Raw genomic sequence first — 22,763 nt, 5'->3', positions numbered from 1 at the left:
GGGCGGTCACCCGCCACGGGTGACCGCCCGTGACGGCCGCCGCCAGAGCGGTAGCGTGAGGCAGATGCGGATCGCCCCCAGACAGTGGTTCTCCCGCAAGACCCTCGGCAAAGACCTCACGGCCGGGGCCGTGCTCGGCGTGGAGAGCGTTCCCGACGGCCTCGCCGCCGGTCTGCTGGCCGGCGTGAATCCGCTGGCGGGGCTGTACGCCTACCTGTTCGGCATGGTCGGCGCCGCCTTCTTCACCTCGAGCTCCTTCATGGCCGTGCAGGCGACCGGAGCGATGGCCCTGGTCGTCGCCGATGCCGATCTCCAGAGCAGAGCCGACCCCGAGCGTGCGCTGTACACGCTCGCGATGCTCGCCGGCGTGGCGATGGTGATCGCTGGCCTCCTTCGCGTCGGGCGGCTCGTGAGATTCGTACCGACCGCCGTGATGACCGGCTTCGTCACGGCCGTCGGCGTGAACATCGTGCTCGGACAGCTGTCGAACTTCACGGGCTACCAGGCGCAGGGCGCGAACCGCATCGTCAAGACCATCGACACGCTCGTGCACATCCTGCAGTGGAGCATCCCCGCGGTCATCGTGGGCGCCGTCACCCTGGCGATCATCGTGGCCCTGCAGCGCACGCGGTTCAGCAGCCTCGGCCTGGTCGCGGCCGTCATCGTCGGATCCGTCTGCGGCGTCCTGCTCGATCTCTGGACGAGCAGGCCGGTCGCCTTCCTCCGCGACGTCGTGGACGTGCCGCGCGGCCTGCCAGCACCGGTGCTGCCGCAGATCGACGACGTGCTGTACCTGATCGTCCCGGCCTGCTCGCTGGCCTTCGTCGCCATCGTCCAGGGCGCCGGCGTCTCCGCCAGCATCCCCTCCGCCGACGGGCACTCCCAGCCCGACGCCTCGCGCGACGTGATCGGTCAGGGAGCCGGCAACATCGTCGCGGGGCTGTTCCGCGGCATGCCCGTCGGCGGCTCGATGTCCGCCTCCGCGCTGATCGTCGCGGCGGGCGCCAAGACCCGCCTCGCCCTGTTCGTCGCCGGCGGGGTGATGGCGCTCGTGATCCTGGTCGCCTCCGATCTCGTCGCCTATGTCGCGATGCCGGCGCTCGCCGCGCTTCTCATCGTCGTCGGGATCGGGTCCATCCGGCCCGGCCGCGTGTACTCGGTGATCAAGACCGGCCCCCTGCAGACCACTGTGATGTCCGTGACCTTCGCGCTCACGCTGCTGATCCCGCTGCAGTTCGCCGTGCTCGTCGGCGTCGGCATGGGAATCGTGCTCTTCGTCGCCCAGGAGTCGAACCGGGTCCGCGTCCGTGAGGTGCGCATTTCGGAGGCCGGCCCCATGCGCGAGACCGAGCCCCGGCCGGTGATCCCTCCGTCGGAGGTCGTGATCCTGCAGCCGTACGGGAGCCTGTTCTTCGCGAGCGCTCCGACGGTCGAGCGTCAGCTCCCGACCGTCGGCCGGAACTCCCGGCATTCCGTGGTGATCATCCGGCTGCGCGGCACCGACCGGATCGGTCTCGCGCACATCGAGGTGCTCCGGCGATACGCGCGACTGCTCGCGGAATCCGACTCGCTGCTCAAGCTGGTCGTCAGCGAGCCCCACGTGCTGCAGCAGATCCATGCCGCCGGCATCACCGACATCGCCGAGAGCGACACCTATCACGGCGACGAATGGGTCGGCAAGACCCTCCGACGCGCGTATTCCGACGCCCGTGAATGGGTGGAAGACAACAGCTGACCGTCACCGAACGCCATCAGCGGCGCCGTCACGCGGCGCCGCGCCGGTGCCGGAACGCGATGCTTCCGCTCGCGTGCGCGCGACGCTACGGTGACGATATGTCGTCGTCTGCCTCCCCGTCGCGCGCCGCGTGTGGGGCGCGGTTCCAGCCGCCTCAGCCGCAGGCCGGCCACGTCGATCGGCCGCGCGTACGGGATCTGATCGACGCGACGGTCGCGAGGGATCGCGTGACGGTCGTGACGGCCCCCAGCGGGTACGGGAAGACGACGGCGGTCAGCGCCTGGGCCTCGGCCCATTCGGATCGCGTCGCGTGGCTGACCCTGAGTGCGTTCGATGCCGATCCGAGTCGCCTGAGCGCGGGGATCCTTCAGGCGCTGCAGGCCCTAGCGCGGTCCACGGCCGAGAGCGTCTCAGCAGAGGCATTCGCTCTCGACGCCGTCTCCGGTGATTCCGCGGGCGCCCTGGACGCGTTGCACACCTCCCTGGGCGAGGCCGAGCAGCCGGTGTACCTGGTCATCGATGACGCGCATCGCGCCGCCGAGGCGCTCACCGCCGGGCTTCTGGGAGCGCTGATCGATGTCGGCCCGCAGGCGCTGCGCCTCATCATCGTGGGCACCAGTTACGTCGAACTCGCGCTGGCGCGATGGACCCTCACCCATCCCCGCGCTTCCATCCGCGCGGATCAGCTCGCCTTCGACATGGACGAGATCACCGGCCTGCTTTCCGGCGCCTCCGGTGAGATCACGCCTCAGACGATCTTCGAGGAGACCCAGGGCTGGCCGATCGCCGTCCAGGTCTTCCAGCTCGCGGGCGTGCGTCCGACGTCGCCCACCGGCCACGACGACGACCTCATGCGCGATTACATTCGCGATCACGTGCTGGGCAGCCTCCCCCGCGACCTCGCTCTGTTCGTGCTGCGCACCTCGATCTGCTCGGACCTCACCGTCGAGCTGGCCACCGAGATCACCGGACGCGCCGATGCCGAAGCGCTCCTGCGCAACTGCGTCGGGATGGGGCTCTTCCTCGACAGGTACGCCACCGAGCACGGCCCCGTCTATCGCTGGCATTCGACCTTCACCCGCCACTGCCGCGAGATCCTGGAGGCGACTCACCCGGGCGAGCGAGCCCGACTGCATCGAGCCGCGGCTCGGTTCTACGAGCCGCGGGAGCCGCTCACGGCGCTGTCGCACTGGCTCCGCGCGGGCGATGACGCGGCCGCCGTCGCCTCGATCCAGGGGCACTGGGTGGGAATCCTGGTGCGCGGTGAATCCGCGGCCCTCGAACGCCTGTGCATGCAGCTGCCGGGTGAGTACGCCGAGGATCCGACGATCCTGCTGGTGCGCGCGTGTGCGCAGGAGATCGCCGGGGCGCGCGACGTCGCGCAGCTTCTGCTCGACAGCGCCGCGACCCGTGCGGCGGAGCGCGCCGACGACCAGGTCTACGCGCTCAATCTGCCGCGCGCGCAGCTGTTCCTCGTCGACGGGCGCTCCGAGCTCGCACAGGCGAGTGCGAGCGTCCGCGCGCAGCTGCGCGGCGCGGACAGCGGCAACGTCCGCGATCATGCCGCCCTGCTCTACATGTTGGGCTGGTCGGAGATGCGTCACCGCCGCGACCCCGAGCGCACCGTGCAGCTGCTGTCCGCCGCCGCGCAGGAGGCTGAGGCGATCGCCGATCGCGTCCTGCATCGACGGGCGCTCAGTCATCTGGCGTTCGTGCTCGCCTGGACGGGGCAGCTGCGCCGCGCCGAACAGGTCTTGGACACCCTCGGCGACCACCCGGACGACGAGGGGCCGTGGAACGCGTATGCGGGGGGCGGAGCCTCGACGGCGGCCGGCCTGATCGCCTACTACTCCGACGACCTGCCGCGCGCCAGCTACGAGCTGTCGCGCGCGATCCGAAGCGGGAGCGGAGAGCAGTCGTTCGCGGGAATCGCGCGCATGCTGTTCACCCTGGCCGCTGCGGCGTCGAAGGATCCGCAGATGTGTCGGAAGGCCGGGATGGAGCTGCAGGATCTCCCCGGTCACGACGCACGCGGAGTGTCCTGGACCGCGTTTCGTCACGTGTCTCTGGCGGCGCTCGCAGAGGCGGCCGGACAGCGTGATCGCGCGCTCTCGATCGCCGCCCGCTATGCGGAGACGGACGACCTTCCGCTCGTCACCGTGATCCTCGCCGGGATCGTCCGTCGCTTCGGCGACCCGCAGACGGCCCTGCGCATGCTGCGCCGCCTCGCCCGCTACCCGGGCGTCTCGTACATCCAGGCGAGCACACTGGTCACCGCGGCGATCGTGCAGCGTCGTCGCGAGAACCGGGATCTCACCCACAGCTACTGCGAGCAGGCCCTCGAGATCGCGGTGAAGGAGAACGTCCGTCGTCCGTTCTGCGAGGGCGACCTGGAGATGCGTCAGCTGCTCACGGAGCATCTCGCCTGGGGAACCCGCTACGAGGACTTCGTCGCGAGCTGCCTGCGTCCGCCCGACGCGAATTCACCGCTGGAGACGCTCTCCGAGCGAGAGCGAACGGTCTTCGATCAGCTGCGCACGACGAGGACGATGGCGGAGATCGCGCAGAGCCTCGAGGTCTCGATCAACACGGTGAAGACCCATCAGCGCGCGATCTATCGCAAGCTCGGCGTGACGTCGCGCCGCGAGGCGCTGCGCGTGCTCACCTGACAGACCGCGCGAACGAGACCGGCAGCGCGTCCTGCTCTGGAGCGATGTCAGAGCAGCGAGACGGATCCGTCGTTCAGTCGGGGCTCGGCCCGGTCGCCCTCGCTGTTCGTGGGATCTCCCGATGCGCGCAAGAGCGCGGGGCTCTCCGCCTCGCGCGAACCCTCCACCGATCCTGCGGCGCAGAGTCGCGGCTCGGCGGCTTCGGCCTGCGCCGCTGTCCGCAGGGCATCGCCGGCGATCTGATCGCGGCCGGCGCTCGACTCTGCGCGCACCGCCTTCTCGCCGCGCGTCGGGGGCGCCGCGTCGGTGATCGTCGTGCGAGCGGCGAGGGAGATGAGCCCCGGGCGCCCTGACCTGTTCACGGTCAGCATGCGGGTTCCGATCGACGCATGGCATCACTCCTCTGCAGAGATGTCCAGGATCGTGTTCGCGACGACCGCCGGGATGCGCTCGGTGCCGATGACGACGGCGCCCGACTGCGCGAGCTGCTCGTCCAGAGCGCGTGCCCAGGTGAGCTCGAACGCGATGATCGCGGCTCGGATCCCGGGCGGCACCCGGTCGGCGAGGACGCGGAGATCGTCGTAGCCGGCCAGACCTCGAGCGCTGAGGCCGAGCCCGACGAGACCCAGCTCGTCGAGGTCGACTTCGCTGATCGTCACGCCGCCGTCCAACGCTTTGTCGATGACGACGAGGTCGACCAGCCGGACGGTGCCCGCCTCGACCTGTGCCGCCAACGACGCCAGGAATCCGAGCGGCGGGCGCTCGGATTCCAGGGCGACGATGGTCAGCTCGATGGGTCCGAGGGTGAAAGGCTTCATCTCGATCCCATCTCGCCCGTTGCTTACGCCAGTGCCTTGGCCTTGAGCTGTGCGAACTCCGCCTCGGTGATCGCGCCCGAGGCGAGAAGCTGAGAGGCCTTCTCGATCTGCTGGGCCGGATCCGGCTTCGTCCCCGCGACGTCGCGGATGTAGGACTCGGAAGCCTCGCGCTCGGCGCGGAAGGCCTTCGAGGAGCGCTCACCCATACCGCTGCCGCGTGCGATCAGGTAAACGAGCACCGTGAGGAATGGCACGAAGACGAGGAAGACGATCCAGATCGCCTTCGCCCAGCCCTTGAGCGAGTGGTCTCGGATGACGTCGATGAGCACCGAGAAGAGCGCCATGAGGTAGGCGATGAACACGTAGATCCAGAACATCCACCAGATGATGTCCCAGAAGGATTCCCAAAATGACATGTAGCTGCCTTCCTTCGAACGATTGCGGCGAGTGCATCGTGACACTGCGGCTCACCCGCGCACGGCAGGACTCATCCGGGAGGGGTGAGGGGTGCGCGTCAGACGAGACCGAGCTCGCGCGCACGCACCCCCGCTTGGAACCGCGACTCGGCGCCGAGCGCCGCCATGAGGTCCGCGACCCGGCGCCGATACGTGCGCACGCTCATCCCGAGCGCGCGCGCCGCCGCCTCGTCCTTCACGCCTTGGACGAGCAGATCCAGCACGCGCGGCGCGAGCATCCGGATCTCCGCGACCTCCGCGTCGTAGGTGTCGAGTTCGGTGGACGAGCGCCAGGCCGATTCGAACAGCGACTGCACGCCCTGCACCGTGTCCGGCAGAGTCAGGATGCTGTACGTCCGCTCCCCTGCGCGTCGCCCACCGCCGAGGATGGCGACGCGCCCGTCGAGGATGATCGTCTCGTTGAGCTCTTCGGTCGTCACACGCACACCCACGTCGCCCGGCAGATCGCGGATGAGCGACATCCGCTGATCCCAGCCCGGCTCGAGCAGGGCGCTGCTGCGGTACAGCTTGCGCACGCGCGAATCACGCGTCGGGGTGTGAGCGAACGCGTTGCCGCCATCGGTGCCGTGCCGCCAGCCCCAGCCGGCGAGATCGTTCGCGGCGCACGTGATCTCGGTCGCCGACTCGAACAGATGCGCCGTGCGGCGGAACACCTCCCGTTCGCCGCGGACGACGGTGACGGCTTCTCCAGTTCGCGTCATGGTCTGCATGCCTCCACCCTGCTCGTGACCCGTGTGATCCGGCATCCGGTGGCAACAACCTGCCAGACGGAGAGATTCCCCTGGGTTCTGAGCAGAGTAGCCGCATGACCGCACAGACCTCACCCACCATCACCGCCCGCGACTCCGGCACCTGGACGCTCGGCGATGTCGCCGTCAACCGGATCGGCTTCGGCGCGATGCGACTGACGGGTATGCCGTGGGACGCGCAGCCGCGCGACCGCGACACCGCCATCGCCGTCGTGCGCCGTGCCGTCGAACTCGACGTGACCCATATCGACACGGCCGCCTTCTACTTCGTCCCGACCCGCGCCGCCAACGAGATCATCAGCACCGCCCTGTCGCCGTACCCGGACAACGTCCTCATCGCCACGAAGGTCGGCCCGTCGCGTCCCCGTTCCGGAGCATTCGAGTTCGAGCCCTACGCACGGCCGGACCAGCTGCGCGAGCAAGTCGAAGAGAACGTCCGGCAGCTCGGAGTCGATGCGCTGGGTCTGGTGAACCTGCGCTGGGGATCGGGGATGGGCAAGGAGCCCGGATCGATCGCCGATCACGTCGGCGCGCTGTCCGACCTGCGCGACGCCGGCCTGCTGCGCAGCATCGGCGTCTCGAACGTCACGGCCGGGCAGCTCGCCGAGGCGCTCGACACCGCACCGATCGCGAGCGTCCAGAACCGCTACGGCCTGACCGAGCGCGACGATGACGATGTGCTCGCCCTCGCCCGCGAGCACCGCATCGCGTTCGTGCCATTCTTCTCGATGGGCCGCGCGCTGCCGGGTTCAGTTCCCGGCGCAGAGGCCGACGACACCGGAGCGGACGTGGTGTCGACCATCGCCGACGCCCATGGCGCGACGCCGACGCAGATCCGTCTCGCGTGGACGCTGCACCAGGGCGAGAACGTGCTGGCCATCCCGGGCACCGGTGACCTCGCGCACGTGGAGCAGAACATTGCTGCCGGGGCGATCCGGCTGACGGCCGAGGAGCTCACCGCGCTCGACGGGGTCGTCGCATCGCGCTGAGCGTGCGGATATCGGATCCGCTGCCTGACACGCGGACGCCCGCCGCACACGAGGAAGCCTTGGTGAGAGAGACTCTCACCAGGGCTTATCGGTCGGGCTGACAGGATTTGAACCTGCGACCCCTTGGAGGATCCGGTCGATTTCCGGTCTCCGCCGAACGTCTCGGGAACTCGCGGATTCCCTAGTGCTTACAGGGAACCGGGTGGTTCGCTTAGTCCGAGTGTAGCCGGTTGGTGACGGTTCTTGGTGGGTGATTGAGGTGGGTTCTTGATGGGTCGGGTGTCGGACTCGTGCCAAGAAAAATTGACGGGTTCGAGCGGGATCCGGATGGCGTGGGGATCACTGAGAGTCCGCCTGCTTTCGCGGTTCTCGTGGCGGTCGTTCTACGGCACGCGCAGACGCAGTGATGTCCGCCAGGCCACCGATACCAACGGCTGGCGCATCGCGGGGGTGCTTTGGGACTGAGCCAGCCACTCCACGGGAAGTGCAAGGCTGTGGTCAAGGCCAGAACGCGTTTTGCTTCGGGACGGCTCTCGAAAACGAGAGAGGTGTTGCATGTCCCCCTCGTGCGGCGCGACGGCGCAGAGGGCTAGTTCCTTAGCCGGATATCCTGAGCAGGTGAATCCGCTTGCTCCGTTCGACCGTCAGGACCCATGTTGGTGCGGGTCCGGAAAGACGTATCGTCTATGCCACAAGCGATTCGCAGCACCACGTCATCCACCAGGAGCGCCTGTCAAGCCTGACGACGATGAATTCATCAGTCTGAGTCCGGATGTTCAGCTAGCGCGGACTGCTATCCCTTCGATGATGCCTGCCGGCACCCCACTCACCCTGCCGCCGGACGGGCCTACCCAGCGACCTCTGGGAGCTACCGCGTTCGACCGAGCTGTGGCATCCTCCACGCCCGACGATGACCCAGCGACGGCTCAGGAGTTAGGACGCACACGAGTTGCTCTATTGCGCGAACTCACTGCGCTCCCCGAAAGCGATGAACCCCTGAAGGACAGATACATCGAAGCGATTGCGTCGTTTGCGGTGGACGCGTGGAAGACGTCAAGCTCGCTCCGTCAACTGATGCCGCGCCGGACCATCCTCTGGAATGAGGAGCTGGCAGTCAACAATCTCATCGGACGCACCATGCTTCTCGCTGACCATGTTCTCTACCCAGATAGTCTGCTCCGCGCGCTTCGATCCACGCCGACGGCGCGGAGGGTGAGAACGCTCGCTATCGAGGAAATGGAGTTTCAGCACCTTCTGCGCGGCGGGCACGTGCTTCCAATGCCTGACAGCGTCGCCGAGTTCATCGGAGGCAGAATGATCCACGACGCGACCGAACTTGCTCTCGCTAACGACTCCCTGGTGCGGTTCGTCCGGTCTCAGCTCGTGGTGGAAGGACCAAGCGCCCGTGAGGTCTTGTTCATCAACGCTGTGGATGACATCGAGCACAGCCCGGGTATGTGGTTTTACGGCCGTACGGATCCTGAATCGATCACTGAGGCTGACCGATCCATTGGCTTTCGGATGCTCCAGTCTTATGACCCGCACCACGACTATTCAGCTTGGATCAAGAAGGAGTCAGACACCGCTCTAGCGAACTATCTCCAGCGCACGGAGCGGCGGCTAGCAGTAGCCGACGTGCTCGGATCGGAGTACGTTGCCGCCTCGCCTTTCGAAGCGCGCATGCTCCAGCGCAGAGATAGCAATAGGTCCAGTCTTGCGAATACAGCACTGTGGGCAGACGTTCCTTCGCTAGCGAACCTCGGAGCGAAGGACCTCGCGCGCATGCTGTCGGCTGAAGACGCAGTGGAAGACCTTCGAGTGCGAGTGCGCATCGCAATGGAAAGCGCCCCAGACTTCGGTTCGCAGATCTCCTCCATCCGCGCTGCTGCCTCCGACATCGAACAAGCTTCGCGAGTGTTGAACAAGCGCATGGGAACGTCTCGCAGCCTCGCTCTCACCGTGCCGGTCATCGCTGGGGGCATGGGTCTAGTCGTGGGTTCAGCGGGTGGTATGGCAGGTTTCGCGGGTGCGACACTCGGACTGGTCGGGGCCATCAGCCCCGCCATTGGGGAACGGTTGAACCAGCGCCGCGAGGCAGCATTCCTCTTCACGATGCCAAAGCGAAAGCGCAAGTAGATTCGAGCGGCGGATGCTTCATAGGTGATGGGAACTCTCCGGCACACCAACCAGGCACGAGAAGGGCCCTCGGACGGTTCAAGGCTCACCTCACTAGGACCCACCCCTTCTGGGCGAACCTCATCGACGTGTGGTTCGGTGCCTTCGACCGTCAGGCCTCCGCCGGCGAGTCTTCATATCCGCCAGAAGCCGTGCGTCCAGCGATGGCAGACACGACCGCGCCCACTGGTTCGTGTGTCCCAAGGCCACCGAGCAAGTCGTGACAGAGCCGAGCCGCTCAAGTACATCAAATCCGTGCCGTTGGTAGCAGGCTCTAGCTATGGCTAAGTCAGGCCCGCAACTCCTAGACCTGTCAGGAATGGACAATCGCGAGAACGCGATTTCTCGGGCGTCTCATGGCTGCCCGCAGGGGTATACGGCGGTGGCTAAGAGGCACATGTCGAAGCAAACTACACTCACCGCGGAGTTCATGCTGTTCGGGTCGTTCGTCTCACGTATGCGGGGACTCCACGAGGGGGTTACACGAGAGATCGTGAACAACCATCACCATCGGCCTCTACGTTCTCCGAAACCCCGGCTACGCAAAATTCCTTATGGAAGGTCCTGGGGATAGCCGACCGGCGAAGAAGAGCTTTCAGGCAATGTTTCATGCTGTTCGTGACGACGCGGGGCAACTTGAACCGGTCTACCGCCAACTCTCTGAATACAGTCACTTCGGCCCACTAGCCATCTGGAACGCGCACTCTCTCGACGACCAGGACGAGCGGCGTGTGACTTGGACGGATGCGCCGCGTTGGCGCGATGAACAGCATTTCCAGATCGCCTGCGCGCAGGCCGCGGAACTTGCCGCCGCGGGACTACGAACCCTAGATGCGCTGGGGCCCCTGCTCATCGCGCCGAACGCCCCAGGAGGAAACACAGGTCGTGGTCGTGGGCGCGATCTATGACTCCACAGAGGCAGAAGCACCGTGAAGGACCCCGCCGGGAGACTTTCACAGGCATGAATAACGGCACCGAAGGCTCGCCCATCAGCGCCCGCACCACAGCAGCCGCTCTGTCGCGACATTCAACGCGAGAACCCTGCAAGCGCCGTGTTTCCCGCGTACACGAGACGGTCGACGAAGTTGAGCCAGCTAGCGCTGTTTCCTCGCACGTCAACTTCGTGTTTGACCTTTACCAGCCACTCCTCAAGCACCTCGGAGGAAGTGATCTGACGATCCGGCCGCGAGAAGCACATATCGCTCAGCCAGTTCAGACCTTCGCCGAGTTGGGTGTCTATGGGGAGTCGACGCAGAAAACGGACAAGATCAAGTAGCGCTGGCATTCTGCCTGCGGCGTGCGGCAGCCACCGAGGAATGAACTCCACCAGTACTTCAGGATGCACCCAATCGAAAGTCGAACGTCCGAACTCTTCGTGCAGGCCCCGGGCTGAGAGCGGATGGCTTGGCAGAAGATGTCCAAGGGCATAGCCGCCGAAGGTATCGTCTCGCCCATAGAGGTCTTTGTTCGCGTCTAGTTCGTTTAGCACGTGCCCCAACAAGGTGGGCCACAGCTCTTTAGCTGAATCAGCAAGTTCTTGGCTCTCGGTTCCCACGGCTGCCAGATCCCGCAGAAACGCACTGAAGACTTGACTGGCAGGCATCAGCGTTGTTACGTACGAGAGCAACAGATTCTCGTCTGAAAGTGATCTGTTCTGGAGTAATGCTCGGGCTGCGCTCACAGTCTCAGCGCCATGGTCGTCAATGAAGTGGACGCCTTCGGACGTCTCCTGGACGACCATCGCGATCGCTTGAGCCTGCAGAAGCCTCTTGAGATCGCTCTGAGCGCTCTTCGCGATGCACGCCTTCGAGATGGCGGCGTGTCCAGCGGCACGAATCGTCGCACTCAAGCGTGAGGTGTCGAGCCTTCCTGGTTCAACAGCGGAAACCCGATCTGCGATGTTCTCCGTGATGGGCTCCCTAGGCAGCGGCTCTTGAAGCTCGTCGTCAAAGTCAGGCACTTCGCAGAGCGCAGCGAGATCGAGCACCCACTTGTAGGCAGTCGTATGGATACAGGGGCTTCCGGAGCAAGGATGATCCCAGATGGCATCGCAAGAGCGTGCGAAACTGAGGCAAGTGTCGGTCGCCGCGAGTTGGCCGAATGTCGCCACTGTTGTCTCGATATCGTCCATGATGACGCCTGCGATTGCGAGTTGTTCAGTCAGCTCGGAGAGCAGCAGATACGGCACCGCTGATGCCGCTGCACCTCGGGTCCCTATGTCGTCCTCGTACTCAAGCGCGTCGACGTCGTTTGTTGACGCATCCGCGTACGCCCGGAGAATGCCGAGGGTGCAATTGATCGCGAAGGACGCGTTCACACCGAACGCTTCAATGTTGCCAGCCGCTGCGCTGCGCACTGCTGCGGCTGAGACGTGGGCGACTACGAGGGGAAGGTCGTATGCGGCGAACTCGGGTGGATTTTCATACAGATCTTTGACCTCTGATAGGTCCTCCGCAATCTCACCCGGCGTTGGCGGCTCCCAGCCGTCCTTCTGCTCCCGTGCAGGAATCCAGTACTTGTTCTGAAGCCCGATTAGGAGGCTGCCGCGACCGAGGTCAGCTCGTAGCGGAGCAAGCTCTTCTTCAATAGCCTTCGGCTCGTTGAACGAGACAAGAAGGCCGCCCTCTATAGGCTCAGTCTCCATATTGTCCGCATCAAGTGTCGCCGCCCAACGGATGACGGTTGACTCACCGATACCGGCACGATCGGAGTTCGCTATGAGATGCTGACCCAGGTCCCTTAGTTCTGAACGGCGTTCCGCACCGGCGTTCAACACAAGAAAAGCAGCGACATCGCGCAGTTGCCACTTGCGCCGTTCCGGATTGATGATTCCATCATCAGCCGCCAGCATGATTCCAACGGCTTCGTGAGTGGCGCGGCTCAGGTCAAGCTGCCAGACAAGAGGTTCCACGAGGTATCGATCGAGTACCGTAGCGTCGTCACCCAAGTGACGAATGGTGACCCCCAGGAGGAGCGCGGGAATTGCAAGGTTTTCGCATCCGCTCAGCAATGCGGTTGCAACATCACCAATAGCTGCGCCATCGCGGATCGAGTGGTCCACCCATCGTTCCACTGCCTGTAGTGCACTCATGCATGGGTATGGTCCGTTTGTGTTGCCGCGGTACCAGCCCCATACGTTGCCGTCGCCGACGTAGGTTCGTTCGGTGCCGTCGATCGCTAGTGTCACCTTCGAACCGGGATCGATCGATCCTGATCCATCCTCTGTCCGGCACCGGATGTTCGCTGCATGGTTGAGCATTCTGTTCACCACTGGAATCCAATCCACGTGTGAGCAGAACCGAGTCAGGACCCAAAACGGGCCATACATGTGGTTGCTGAGTTTGTAAGAGCCGTGCCGTTGGTGGTCGCGAATGCCGTCCCAGTGTCTCCACCCGCCACTGCCCTCGTGATCGATGTAGTAGGACTCAGTGAGGGTGAGGAGAAGCTGAGGATCGTGCATCCCAAGCCCCCAGGCACTCCAGGAGAAGTCGACAGCGGGTTGAAGGCGCGATGGGGACTCGGCTGCTACCTCCAGGAGGCATGCACGTGTTTCGTCGTTGATGTCAGGGCCAAGGAGAGCCAGCAGCTCAACGAAGCGCTCTTCGGTGATCTGCCAGTTCAGCTTGCTCCGGCGCCTTCTCATTGTTGTATGACCTTGGAAGACGTTAAACACAGCGTCGCCTTCAAGCTCCTGTGCCGCGCTCGACCGGTCAGCCTGCGGGTAATGCTTATGCCAATGGTCGAGCAGGACTCTGCGAAGCGCGAGACGAGTGGAGTTGCCGGCAGACAACTGTTCCAGTAGGGAGGATTTGAGCCAGTCTGACACCAAACGGTAGGTCTCGTTATCACGGTGCCACAGTTGCTCTGTTTCCTCAACGAGCAAGCGCACAACCGGCTCACCTCGTAGGACGTCGATCATGTTGTCATGTCGCTGATGCAGCGAAACGACTCGGACAATGTTCGCGAGAACGTTCTGCGTATCTGTGCCGGATTCGTCGATCATGCGGCGGAGAAGAGCATAGGAGTTCGGCATCTCAAGTACCGCTTCGAGCGGCACGTCCTTCCAGCGGACGCTGGCTTCCTCTCCAAGAGCGTCAAAATCGGCGATCTGTATCGCGAGTTCAGCATGGGGATCGTTTGCGCCAGAGAGCCTGCCCTCGCATGCGAGCTTCGCGGCAGACATCGACCATCGCGCTGGTCCGGATGTCTTCAGAGTTCCGCTCAGGGAAGGGGCCTGCACTAGACAGACAGCGGTTGCGAAGCGACGGACCTCGTCATGGGCAAACTCCGGCGCGGGCCTTCTTAGATTCGCTGGCGCGACCAGCCGATCTGCCCGGAGAGAGTCGAGCGCTGCGTAGTCGGCGCCTGAGTAGGCCTTTTCGGGGTTCGGAAGGCCGAGTGCTGACTCGCTCATTGACAAGAGAGTTGCGGTTCTCGCTGCCGCCGAGCTTTGACCCACTGCACGGCCTATGAGGTCCTGCCAAATCAGCTCGAGACAGTCCCAGTCGGCCAGCGGCTTGGTGACTGCGGAACCGGTACGCGCCAAGAGGTCAATGATCGCCAGTCGCCGAAACAGCGATTTGGTGGGGATGTTCCGCAGGGCACCTGCGATCGCTGGCACCTTGGTTCCCACGGCGCGAAGCTCGTTGTCATCGAGTCCAGGCACTTCGAATCGCTGTGGGTCGGGGTATATGCCGTGGAGCGTGTTGGAGGCTTCGCTGACCGCCGTGTCGGCGGCGACGAGCACGATTCCGACTCCTGCTGCATGTGTCGCTGCCGCAAGTTCTCGGAGGAGTGGTGCACGCCCTTCATTGGCGGCATCGGCGGCGTCAATGATGAGGACGCGATCAGGTGCAGACATCTCCCCGAGTACGTCAGTAAGAGACATTCCGAGATCCGCCGACAGTACCGCAACGCTGTCGCGGGTCCGTCGCAAATTGAGCACTACGCACTGAAAATCGCTGTTGCTGTCCGCCAGCGCTGCTGCCGACGAGAGGGTCACCGCGCTCTTGCCTATCCCGGATTCACCTGTAACTAGGAGCGCACCATGTGTCTTGCCTGCGTGAGCGATCGCGGCCTGAATGTCCGCCTGTAGCTTCGCTCGTGGCAGTTGGGTTCCGTCTGCCAGATCGTGGCGAACGGCAACCCTTGCGGATTCCTGTTCCAGGCTGAGCTGCGCCCACGCATCCTTAGATCGGCCGGCGTCTGCTGCGAGAACAGAGTGGAACTTGCGTCGGAGCAAGGCACGGTCAACTACAGTGCCTTGCTGATCAAACTGAGTAGAGCCGGCCGAGTATAGGGCATCGCGGACATCGGTCCCCTTCTGTCCGTGCCGGGCGAGCGGATTGAGCCGGTTTCCGATTTCTACCCAGTCAGTTTCGTCGTCGGACTCGACGCAAAAACTCAATATCCATAGGCGGTTGAGGAGTGACCAGACGATTCCCCGAAGTTCGTCGGCAGAAGCTCTCGACCGCGCCTGCGCTACTAGCTGGGTCAGGTTTTCATATCGCTTTGCATAGCCAGAGTGTCGCTCGGGCGTGTGGACCTGTGAGTAGAAGTCTGCCTCGGTCGCACTATTTCGTGCAAGGGAAGCGAGGAGCTGAACTTCCTTCGTCGAAGAGGCCACCGTTGCGACGGCGACCGCGACGTATGCACGCTCGTCCTCCCCCAACCTCTCGACCTGATCAATGAGGGTTCTGACCAGCTTGGCGGTCTTCGAATGGCTGCGGGTGAACTGGGGGGCACGTCGAGCCGCGATATGGACGACGACCGTTTCTCCATTGCGTTCGGCCTCTACCCGTAGATCATCGACGGGGTCGGTTGGACTCGTCTGGAACGCGACTCTGACGACAGGAAGCTCGTCAGTCTCAGGTCGCCCCGCCCCCAGCAGCACGTCGGCGAGGTAGCTAGTTGCGATTCGGTGAGCAAGGACAGTCCCACCACCACCACCGGCGTAAGGATTGACGACCGCGATCTCCTTCTCGCGCGCGTTCACGTCATCGGCACCCATGCTCTAGCTCTCCCCGGTCGAACAAGTTGCCGACGGCTTTACCCAACCACGATCCCTCACGAGCGATGACCACCAACCATCGGCGAACTCGACAAATTTTCCCGCCTTCGGGGCGCACCAAATCGAGAGAACGGATCGGCGTACGCGTTTCCTCGTAGCGGGCGTCGTACCATACGTCGCCTGTTGACAACGAAGAACTTGTCGAAAGCCCTTCTCCTACGGCAATCCGTTGAGAGCCTCGAAGTCTCATCGCGATCCATACACTTCGAATCCGCCTTTGGTGACCGCTTGAACATATGAAGCGGCACCCGCGAGGAGTCGAAGCTGCTCGGCGCCTGCGGCCTCGATGCTCAGACCAGGCTGGGCGATGATCGTCGTGAAGCGTGGGAACAGCAACGGCGCTTGCTGTCTGACCTTGAACAGCACCTCTCGATCGCCGATCTCGAAAGCCGAACCGCCGAAGCTGCGTGCGTATCCGCCGGCCCGCTGATCAAGGTGTTCGAGAAGCGGCAGTGCGGCCTTGTCTCGCCACCGAGCTCCTCGCATCGCTTGCCCGCACACTTCGTAGAGATCGGCAAGTCGCGATCCGGGTTCTGGTCTCGATGAATACTTGCAATGCACGAGGGTGACGTGAAGATTCCCGCCCTCAACTCGGAGCCCAACGAGGTCGGCCGCCTCACCAGATCGGTCGTCGTCGATGAGGATATCGAAGGCCTGGTTCTCCGAGAGGTGTCGGGCCATGAATGCCTGGATCGAGTCTTGTCTGCGCTCACGGCCTTGCGACTCGACCGTGATGTTCACGCCACCTGCTGCCCAGTCGAGAGTGCGCAAGTTCTCCCGGGGGTATGGGGCGAGTTCGGTGCGCGGTTCAAGAAGCCGGTCATCTCCCGTAATCAGCCGATCACCAGAGAGCAGCAGCGTCGGCTTGTGGTTGTTCAACCACGTAGACAGTGGTGAACTGGTCCCGCGTCCGGCTTCGACCGTGGCATCGTCGGCTACTGCGCGGTAGTGAATACCTCTCTCGCTGAACCGTCCTTCGTACGCGAGTTCCCAGTTTGGGGTGACTACCGAGAAGAGAAGATGACCGACGGTGCCGTAGTCGTCCACTCTCAAATCCGCGTCGGTAAGAAGAACGCCCGAGCCGTCGTACACGACGCGCGACGAAGTACCTGCCCCGAGATACAGATCCCACGGCCATTCGACCGCCAGGAACGGGTGAGGAGGCCTTTCCTTCACGTCGATCGGGATGATCATCTCGCGGAACAGAGAGCGGACGTCAACGGAGCTATCGCGAAGTTTCGTACCTCGGTCGTGACACCAACGACGCCACTCAACGAGGTTGGATGCAGCCCTCATCGACCAGAATCTGCCCGAAAGTGCCGCGGATATGGTGACTCGTTCGCCGTCCTGGAATGCCTTGGCAGCGACGTGGGTGTTGGTCTTGTTGCTCTGCTCTGCCTCCGTCAGCGCTGTCTCGACGTTGCTTCCGACGTGCATCGAGAACCGCTTATCGCGATCCCGGGCGTCTAGTAGGCCAATGTTCGTTGGCACGAGACGGTCGAGTCCAGCGAACACCTTGAACGTGTCAAATCCGTTGACTGGTATGGGATCGTGCCCAAGAACCGCCTCCACGAGGTCATCCAGGCCGTGCTTCGTGTCAGATGAGTGAACATAGAGTAGGCCCTGAGACCGATCGAGGAACAGGACGATGAGTGCGTAGTCAGTGGCACGGATGGAAGGAATATCGCCCCATCTAAGGTCAGTGATCGATTCGATTACGAACCATGCGATGCTGTTGTCTTGGTTGACGCTGACAAGTCCGTCCAAGACTTTGTCTCCATAAATGCGCCGCGCCGCGAGTGGATCCCAATCCAAGTTTGTGGCCTTGAACGCTCGCGCGCTCATTTTTGGCTCCAAGAGGCCGACGGGAACATCGGGCGGTGTCTCGATGAACGACGCTTCAAAGTCGCTGAGTTCATCAGCTTGTTCGGTCGCACGCTCGGTGATGTCACTGAGGACCTTGTTCCAATCCGGGTCTTCTCGGAGGAGGAACCGGAGTGGAGAGAGTGCTTGTTTAGGGTCTTGGCGTATAAAGACGCTCGCTTCGCCGATCGGAACTGGAGACGATGTCCTTGCCAACCGCCCGATGAGCTGGACCATAGGGCTCAGAGACTGGTGCGCATCATGGAACGCGCCGACTTTAAGTGTCGGCAGATCGAAGCCCTCGCCGAGCATATCGACGCACACGATCACGCGGCTGGAACGGTTGCGCATCGCTCGTATAGCTGCGGTTCGATCTCTTACTCCAAGCGAGTCATAGATCACTTTCGGAGCGAGGTCCGGTGCTAGCCGCGAATACAACGCATGGACTTCGTCAGCTCTCGACTTCGTGTCGACACGTGCTAGCAGGAGGTGTTCATGTCCTGCGGCCAGGTCACTTCGTAGTCGGGCGATCGCGGCCTTAGCGAGTGCCTCGTCGTCGTCATCGAGATCGAGGACGGCAGTGAAGTCGATTTTGCTGAAGTAGCCCTCTCGTTGCGCCTCTCGTAGCGGAAAGCGGAAGATCACACGTCCCGGCAGCGTGCGTCCGTCACGCCGATAGGGAGTCGCAGTGAACAAAAGAACAGGGCGGTCAGCGAAGGCGCGGATGATTTCGGTCCAGGTGCGAGCTGGAGCGTGGTGTGCTTCATCGACCAGAAGATGCGTGAACCCCGCGAAGAAGGCCCGGCGTACCGATTCGCTTGAGGCGTTGATAGCGCTGGGAGTCGCAATGACAACGTTGCAGGCAGCTGCGAAGCTGGCGGCATCTTCTTCGCTGTCGAATCGGCCAGAGACTCGTCCCACTCGTGGTCTGAGCGCACCTGGGCCGACTATTCCTTCCTGTTGAAGAATGCCGAGCGTCTCGAACTTCGACGCGAGCTGCTCCCGTAACGCGGACGAGGGAACGATTACGAGGACTCGTTCCGGGCGTCGCGCGACCAGCCACGCGAGCATAGTTTCTGTCTTGCCGGTCCCCGTCGGCATGACCACGGTTCCTGGCTCAGTGAGGCCTGATGATTGGTAGCCAAGGATGGAGTGCAGAGCACCGATCTGTGGACGGCGCAGGCTGTGTGGTCGGTCGTAGGCGGTGAACCCTATCGCGCCCTCAAAGGAGTCGAGGATCTTCTCTGCAGGGATCGGGTCCCTCTCGCCGATCCATTCGATCACGCCCTCGGCCTTGTCGATCGGTAGTGCGGCAGCTATTCCGCCATCAGGTTGAGTCTGATCTGGTGAAGCCGTGGGCCATTCGCCGTATTGGCTGCGGGCGGTCTCTGTTTCGTCTTCGCTGAGGATTAGTGAGTCGTGGGCCGGAACCAACAACTGTCTGATGATGTTCTTGCCGACAGCGCTTTCCGTCGCCCATACGGATGCGGTTCTCATCGCTGTCTCCCGACCCGCTTTGGCCAGTGATGCCATCGCCCGTTGGCTACGGCAGAGACATGGCTTGCGTTGCACGAGAACGGCCGGCGACGGGCGCTCTGCTCGTTCGCTGAAGGTGGCTTTGCGAGAGATGAGCTTGTCACCGGGTACCTCCTATCGGTGACGCGGTCACCTACAGTTCGTCAGACATCCCTCTGATTCTCCAGCATGTGGATCGCCGCGACCAGACGACACGCTTGAGCCAGTGCACGTGCCCTTCCGCTCCTTGGGCGTGGGAGCGCCAACGTTGACTGAATGACTCATCTTCTAAAACCCTCCACGTTCCAACTTCTATCCATACTGCGTTCTCGCCGCTGTCGGCCGTCTCGTACATCCGCGTATCCACTGCGCGCCAAGCGGAGCGAAACGGCGAGCGAGACGGTTTCTCGATCCCGGCCCAGCGCGAGGCGAACAGGAAGCAGGCACACGGGCTGGGGGCTCTCATCTCCGCTGAGTTTGTTGACCGCGGTCAGTCTGGACGGAGTACGAACCGCCCGGAGCTTCAACGGATGCTCGCCTACCTGGGAGACCATCCCGCCGACTACGTGATCGTGCATAAGCTTGACCGTCTCGCGCGATCTCGAGCCGATGACATCGCACTCACGCAAGCAATTCGTGACACTGGTGCACGACTTATATCCAGCACCGAGAACATCGACACCACGCCGAACGGCGTGCTTCTGCATGGGATCATGGCCTCGATCGCGGAGTTTTACTCGCGCAACCTCGCGCAAGAGGTCATGAAGGGCATGCGGCAGAAAGCCATCCAGGGCGGAACACCGGGCCGGGCGCCGATCGGCTACCTCAACGTACGCCGCCAGACCGAGGACGGACGCGAGTATCGAGCGATCCAACTCGACCACGAACGAGCGCCACACATCGCCTGGGCATTCGCCACCTATGCGACCGGCGAGTGGAGCGTCGCTCAGATCGCCACGGCACTCACGGACAGAGGACTTCGGACTCGGGCGACTGCTTCCCGCTCCCCCGCGGCGCTGACAGTCGCGAGCCTTCATCGTGTCCTGACGAACCCGTACTACAAGGGCATCGTCACGCTGAACGGCGCGCAGCATGCAGGAAGCCACGAGCCGTTAGTCCCGGCGAAGACCTGGGATACCGTCCAACGCTTCCTCACCTCTCGGGGTCAGGGTGAACGCAGCCGCATCCACACGCACTACCTCAAGAGCACGGTCCGCTGCTTCAAATGCCAACGCCGGCTGCTGGTCCACAACGCTCATTCGAAGAGCGGGCGCATCTACGACTACTTCGTCTGCTCCGGCCGCCAGAACGGCACACCGCGATGCACACAGAGCGCACTGCGCATCAGCGACGTGGAGCGTCGCGTCGAGGACGCCTACGAACGGATCCAGATCTCCGCTCACCGACGCAACGAGATCGAGCTGCATTGGCAGGATCGGCTCGCGGCGGAAGCATCCGGCTCCGAGCAGAAGCGATCAGACCTCGCCGTACAGGCGCAAGAGATCCGGCTGCGCCAAGAGAAGCTCCTCGAGGCTTACTATTCCGACGCCCTGCCTCGCGACCTGTTCGTCAAGGAGCAGCGCAAGTTGTCCGATTCGCTCTCCCGTACCGAGGCCGAGGAGGAGCGCCTGAGCGACGATGTCGTATTCCAGACGAAGCACTTGGCGGAATCGCTCGATCTCCTTGAAGACGCCTACGACCGCTACCTCGCAGCGGCTCCCGCAGATCGCAAGCAGCTGAACAACGCGTTGATGGACCGTGTGCTCATCGGGCCGAACCCGGAGGACATCTGTGTCGAGCTTCGGCCAGAGATCGCCAAGCTAGGGCTGCGCGGCGCCGCGGAAGAGCATTTCGTGTAGGGCTACTTCGGGAGACCAAACGCGAGTCGAACCCGCGACGTCACGATCAGCGACCGTTTCGCACAACGCGCGCCTGGTGGACCTAACGGGATTCGAACCTCTGACCTTCTGCATGTGCCGCAGCGCTTCGTATAGAGCACCCCAGGTGCACCTGATGGGAGTCGAACCCCCGACCTACTGCTCTGATCGAGCCTTCGCTCCGGACCCTCCCAACTACCCGTCAATGACGACGAGTTCCTTGGGTGGGAGCGAAGCGCACCTATCGAGTGCACCGAAGATCCGTAGCGGGCGCTGCCCGTTCAACGCCGCAAGGAACCAACAACAGGAAGGCAGGATTGAGATGTCCGAATCACCGCTCAACGAATCATCCGATGTCGCCGAAGTTCGCCCGCCTCAGTGCGCTCCGCTCTTGAAGAAGGACATACCGGCGTTCCTCGCCTACGCCGCCGAGCATTACCCGCTGCTGATCGAGATCTTCGATCGGGTCGAACGAGAGCTCATCAAGGAGGGCGTCGATCTGAGCGGACTGGCGGACGGCGACCTCTCCGTCTTTAAGACACAGCGCGCCAAGCCCAACTCACGCGCATAGAGCGCGCCGCCAGCCGATGGGGATCGTCACAGGCCGCTGGCACCTGTGACGATCCCCGTCGATCGGCCGCTGTTCACTGTTCCTTCGCGAACGCCCGCTCCAGCATCTCGGCGGTCACCGGGTTCACCATCTCGCTGCGGCGGATGTAGTGCTGGATCGTGATCTTCGGGTCCGTGTGCCCGAGCAGTTCGGCGGCGAGCTCGACGCCGGCCTGCTCGTTGATCGCGGTCGCGACCGTGCGGCGGAACATGTGAGGCGTGACGCCGGTGATCCCCGCGAGGTCCATCACGTGCCGGAGCTGGCGGCGCACATTGTTCGTGGTCAGCGGAGTTCCCTCGCGGCTGCAGAACAGCAGGGCGTCGAGCGACGAGTCTTCCAGCCGTGTCATGCGGCGCCTTACAGCTTCTGCGGTGAACGACGGGATCGCCACGGTCCTCCGCGACTTCGCTGTCTTCGGGTGGTCCTGTCGTGTGGTCGCCTCGCCGCGGTGGCTGACGATCGTGCCGGTGATCCGGATGGACGGGGTCGGGCTGGTGACGTCGATGTCGCGGCGTCGGATGGCGAGGACTTCGCCGATGCGGGCGGAGGTGCCGAGCATGACCTCGACGATCGCCCCGAGCTGGCCGTCGGGCTTCGGACCGGAGATCGAGCGTCCGGCTTCCCAGAACGCGATCGCTGTGCGGATCTCGTTAACCTCCGCAGGCGTCAGCGCGTTCGGCGTGGACGCCGGCCGGTGCAGCCGCGAAACGTGATCCATCGGGTTCCGCGACAGCACCTCGTGCCTGACGGCGAGGCCGAGTGCGAGCCGGAGGACGACGCGGGCCTGTTTGGCGCGGTTGTAGCTCTGCTTCGCGAGCTGCTTGAGGAAGTGGTCGCAGCGGGCGACGCCGATCTCCCGCAGAGTCAAGTTCCCGAGAACCGGCAGAACGAGCGTCTGCATGTTCCGCTCATATAGCTGCAGCGTGCGCTTGGAGAGCCGGTCTTCGAGCTCGAGGTCTTCGAGCCAGTACGCGACCAGGTCCGGGAACGGGCTGTCCGGGGTGAGCACCGAGGACGACGGCTGGAACAGACTCCGGTCGGCAAGCTTCGCCTTCAACGCCCGTTCCGCGGACTTCCGTGTATCCCCGGTCACTTGGACGAGCCGCGTCTTGCCGTTCCAGTCGCGGTAGCGGGCGCGCGCGACGACACGTCCGTTGGGGCTCGCAAGGTGGCCGATCTCCCCGAAGGTGCCGATGGTCAAACGCTGGCGACTCATC

At 63.6% G+C, this 22,763-nt stretch carries 13 protein-coding genes and 1 pseudogene; 7 read left to right on the top strand and 7 right to left on the bottom strand.

What is annotated here, in order from left to right; all coding sequences use genetic code 11:
- The first annotated feature begins 64 nt into the window (after positions 1–64).
- On the top strand, positions 65–1,735 hold the full coding sequence (locus KOL93_RS15430; RefSeq protein WP_221586309.1) for a SulP family inorganic anion transporter: 1,671 nt from the start codon (positions 65–67) through the stop codon (positions 1,733–1,735).
- Positions 1,714–4,404 carry a LuxR C-terminal-related transcriptional regulator gene (locus tag KOL93_RS15425; RefSeq protein ID WP_308291661.1) on the top strand — a complete coding sequence of 897 codons (2,691 nt, stop codon included), beginning with the start codon at positions 1,714–1,716 and terminating at the stop codon, positions 4,402–4,404. Before KOL93_RS15430 ends, KOL93_RS15425 begins: the two co-directional genes overlap by 22 nt.
- Positions 4,405–4,451: 47 nt before the next feature.
- Here the strand turns inward: KOL93_RS15425 and KOL93_RS15420 are convergent, their stop codons facing one another.
- From KOL93_RS15420 to KOL93_RS15405, 4 genes are all read right to left on the bottom strand, one after another.
- Positions 4,452–4,775, bottom strand: a complete 324-nt coding sequence (locus KOL93_RS15420; RefSeq protein ID WP_221586307.1) for a hypothetical protein — start codon at positions 4,773–4,775, stop codon at positions 4,452–4,454.
- A gap of 24 nt (positions 4,776–4,799) precedes the next feature.
- Positions 4,800–5,222: a DUF6325 family protein gene (locus KOL93_RS15415; RefSeq protein WP_221586306.1), complete on the bottom strand. Its 423-nt coding sequence runs from the start codon at positions 5,220–5,222 to the stop codon at positions 4,800–4,802.
- 23 nt (positions 5,223–5,245) lie between these two features.
- Complete coding sequence (locus KOL93_RS15410; RefSeq protein ID WP_221586305.1) at positions 5,246–5,638, bottom strand: SHOCT domain-containing protein; 393 nt, start codon at positions 5,636–5,638, stop codon at positions 5,246–5,248.
- Positions 5,639–5,736: 98 nt separating this feature from the next.
- The gene (locus tag KOL93_RS15405) at positions 5,737–6,399 is read right to left on the bottom strand and encodes a helix-turn-helix domain-containing protein (protein ID WP_221586304.1); all 663 of its coding nucleotides are present in this window, start codon (positions 6,397–6,399) and stop codon (positions 5,737–5,739) included.
- Between the two features lie 104 nt (positions 6,400–6,503).
- Between KOL93_RS15405 and KOL93_RS15400 the strand changes: the two genes are divergently transcribed.
- The 3 genes and pseudogenes from KOL93_RS15400 to KOL93_RS15395 all read left to right on the top strand — a co-directional run bounded on the left by KOL93_RS15400 (position 6,504) and on the right by KOL93_RS15395 (position 9,572).
- Positions 6,504–7,436: an aldo/keto reductase gene (locus tag KOL93_RS15400; protein WP_221586303.1), complete on the top strand. Its 933-nt coding sequence runs from the start codon at positions 6,504–6,506 to the stop codon at positions 7,434–7,436.
- Between the two features lie 555 nt (positions 7,437–7,991).
- Positions 7,992–8,132: pseudogene (locus tag KOL93_RS16445) on the top strand (SEC-C metal-binding domain-containing protein); the annotation flags it as partial.
- Positions 8,133–8,324: 192 nt separating this feature from the next.
- Positions 8,325–9,572 carry a hypothetical protein gene (locus KOL93_RS15395; RefSeq protein ID WP_260406653.1) on the top strand — a complete coding sequence of 416 codons (1,248 nt, stop codon included), beginning with the start codon at positions 8,325–8,327 and terminating at the stop codon, positions 9,570–9,572.
- A gap of 1,066 nt (positions 9,573–10,638) precedes the next feature.
- Here the strand turns inward: KOL93_RS15395 and KOL93_RS15390 are convergent.
- Together KOL93_RS15390 and KOL93_RS15385 are read right to left on the bottom strand one after the other, a co-directional pair.
- A complete protein-coding gene (locus tag KOL93_RS15390) occupies positions 10,639–15,621 on the bottom strand; it encodes a P-loop NTPase family protein (protein WP_221586301.1) in 4,983 nt (1,660 codons plus the stop codon).
- A 246-nt stretch (positions 15,622–15,867) separates the two neighbouring features.
- Positions 15,868–19,077 (bottom strand): DEAD/DEAH box helicase, encoded by a 3,210-nt coding sequence (locus KOL93_RS15385; RefSeq protein WP_221586300.1) that lies wholly within the window; start codon positions 19,075–19,077, stop codon positions 15,868–15,870.
- A 254-nt stretch (positions 19,078–19,331) separates the two neighbouring features.
- On the opposite strand from KOL93_RS15385, the gene KOL93_RS15380 reads away from it, so the two are divergent.
- Positions 19,332–20,918 carry a recombinase family protein gene (locus KOL93_RS15380; protein ID WP_308291662.1) on the top strand — a complete coding sequence of 529 codons (1,587 nt, stop codon included), beginning with the start codon at positions 19,332–19,334 and terminating at the stop codon, positions 20,916–20,918.
- Between the two features lie 340 nt (positions 20,919–21,258).
- The gene (locus tag KOL93_RS15375) at positions 21,259–21,507 is read left to right on the top strand and encodes a hypothetical protein (RefSeq protein WP_221586298.1); all 249 of its coding nucleotides are present in this window, start codon (positions 21,259–21,261) and stop codon (positions 21,505–21,507) included.
- Between the two features lie 73 nt (positions 21,508–21,580).
- On the opposite strand, the gene KOL93_RS15370 is transcribed toward KOL93_RS15375, so the two are convergent.
- A complete protein-coding gene (locus KOL93_RS15370; RefSeq protein WP_221586297.1) occupies positions 21,581–22,762 on the bottom strand; it encodes a tyrosine-type recombinase/integrase in 1,182 nt (393 codons plus the stop codon).
- Position 22,763: the final 1 nt, after the last annotated feature.

Source organism: Microbacterium salitolerans (genome assembly GCF_019720895.1).
GTDB lineage: Bacteria > Actinomycetota > Actinomycetes > Actinomycetales > Microbacteriaceae > Microbacterium.
The sequence above is the reverse complement of the archived record's forward strand: the minus strand, read 5'-3'. Positions and strand labels throughout refer to the sequence as shown.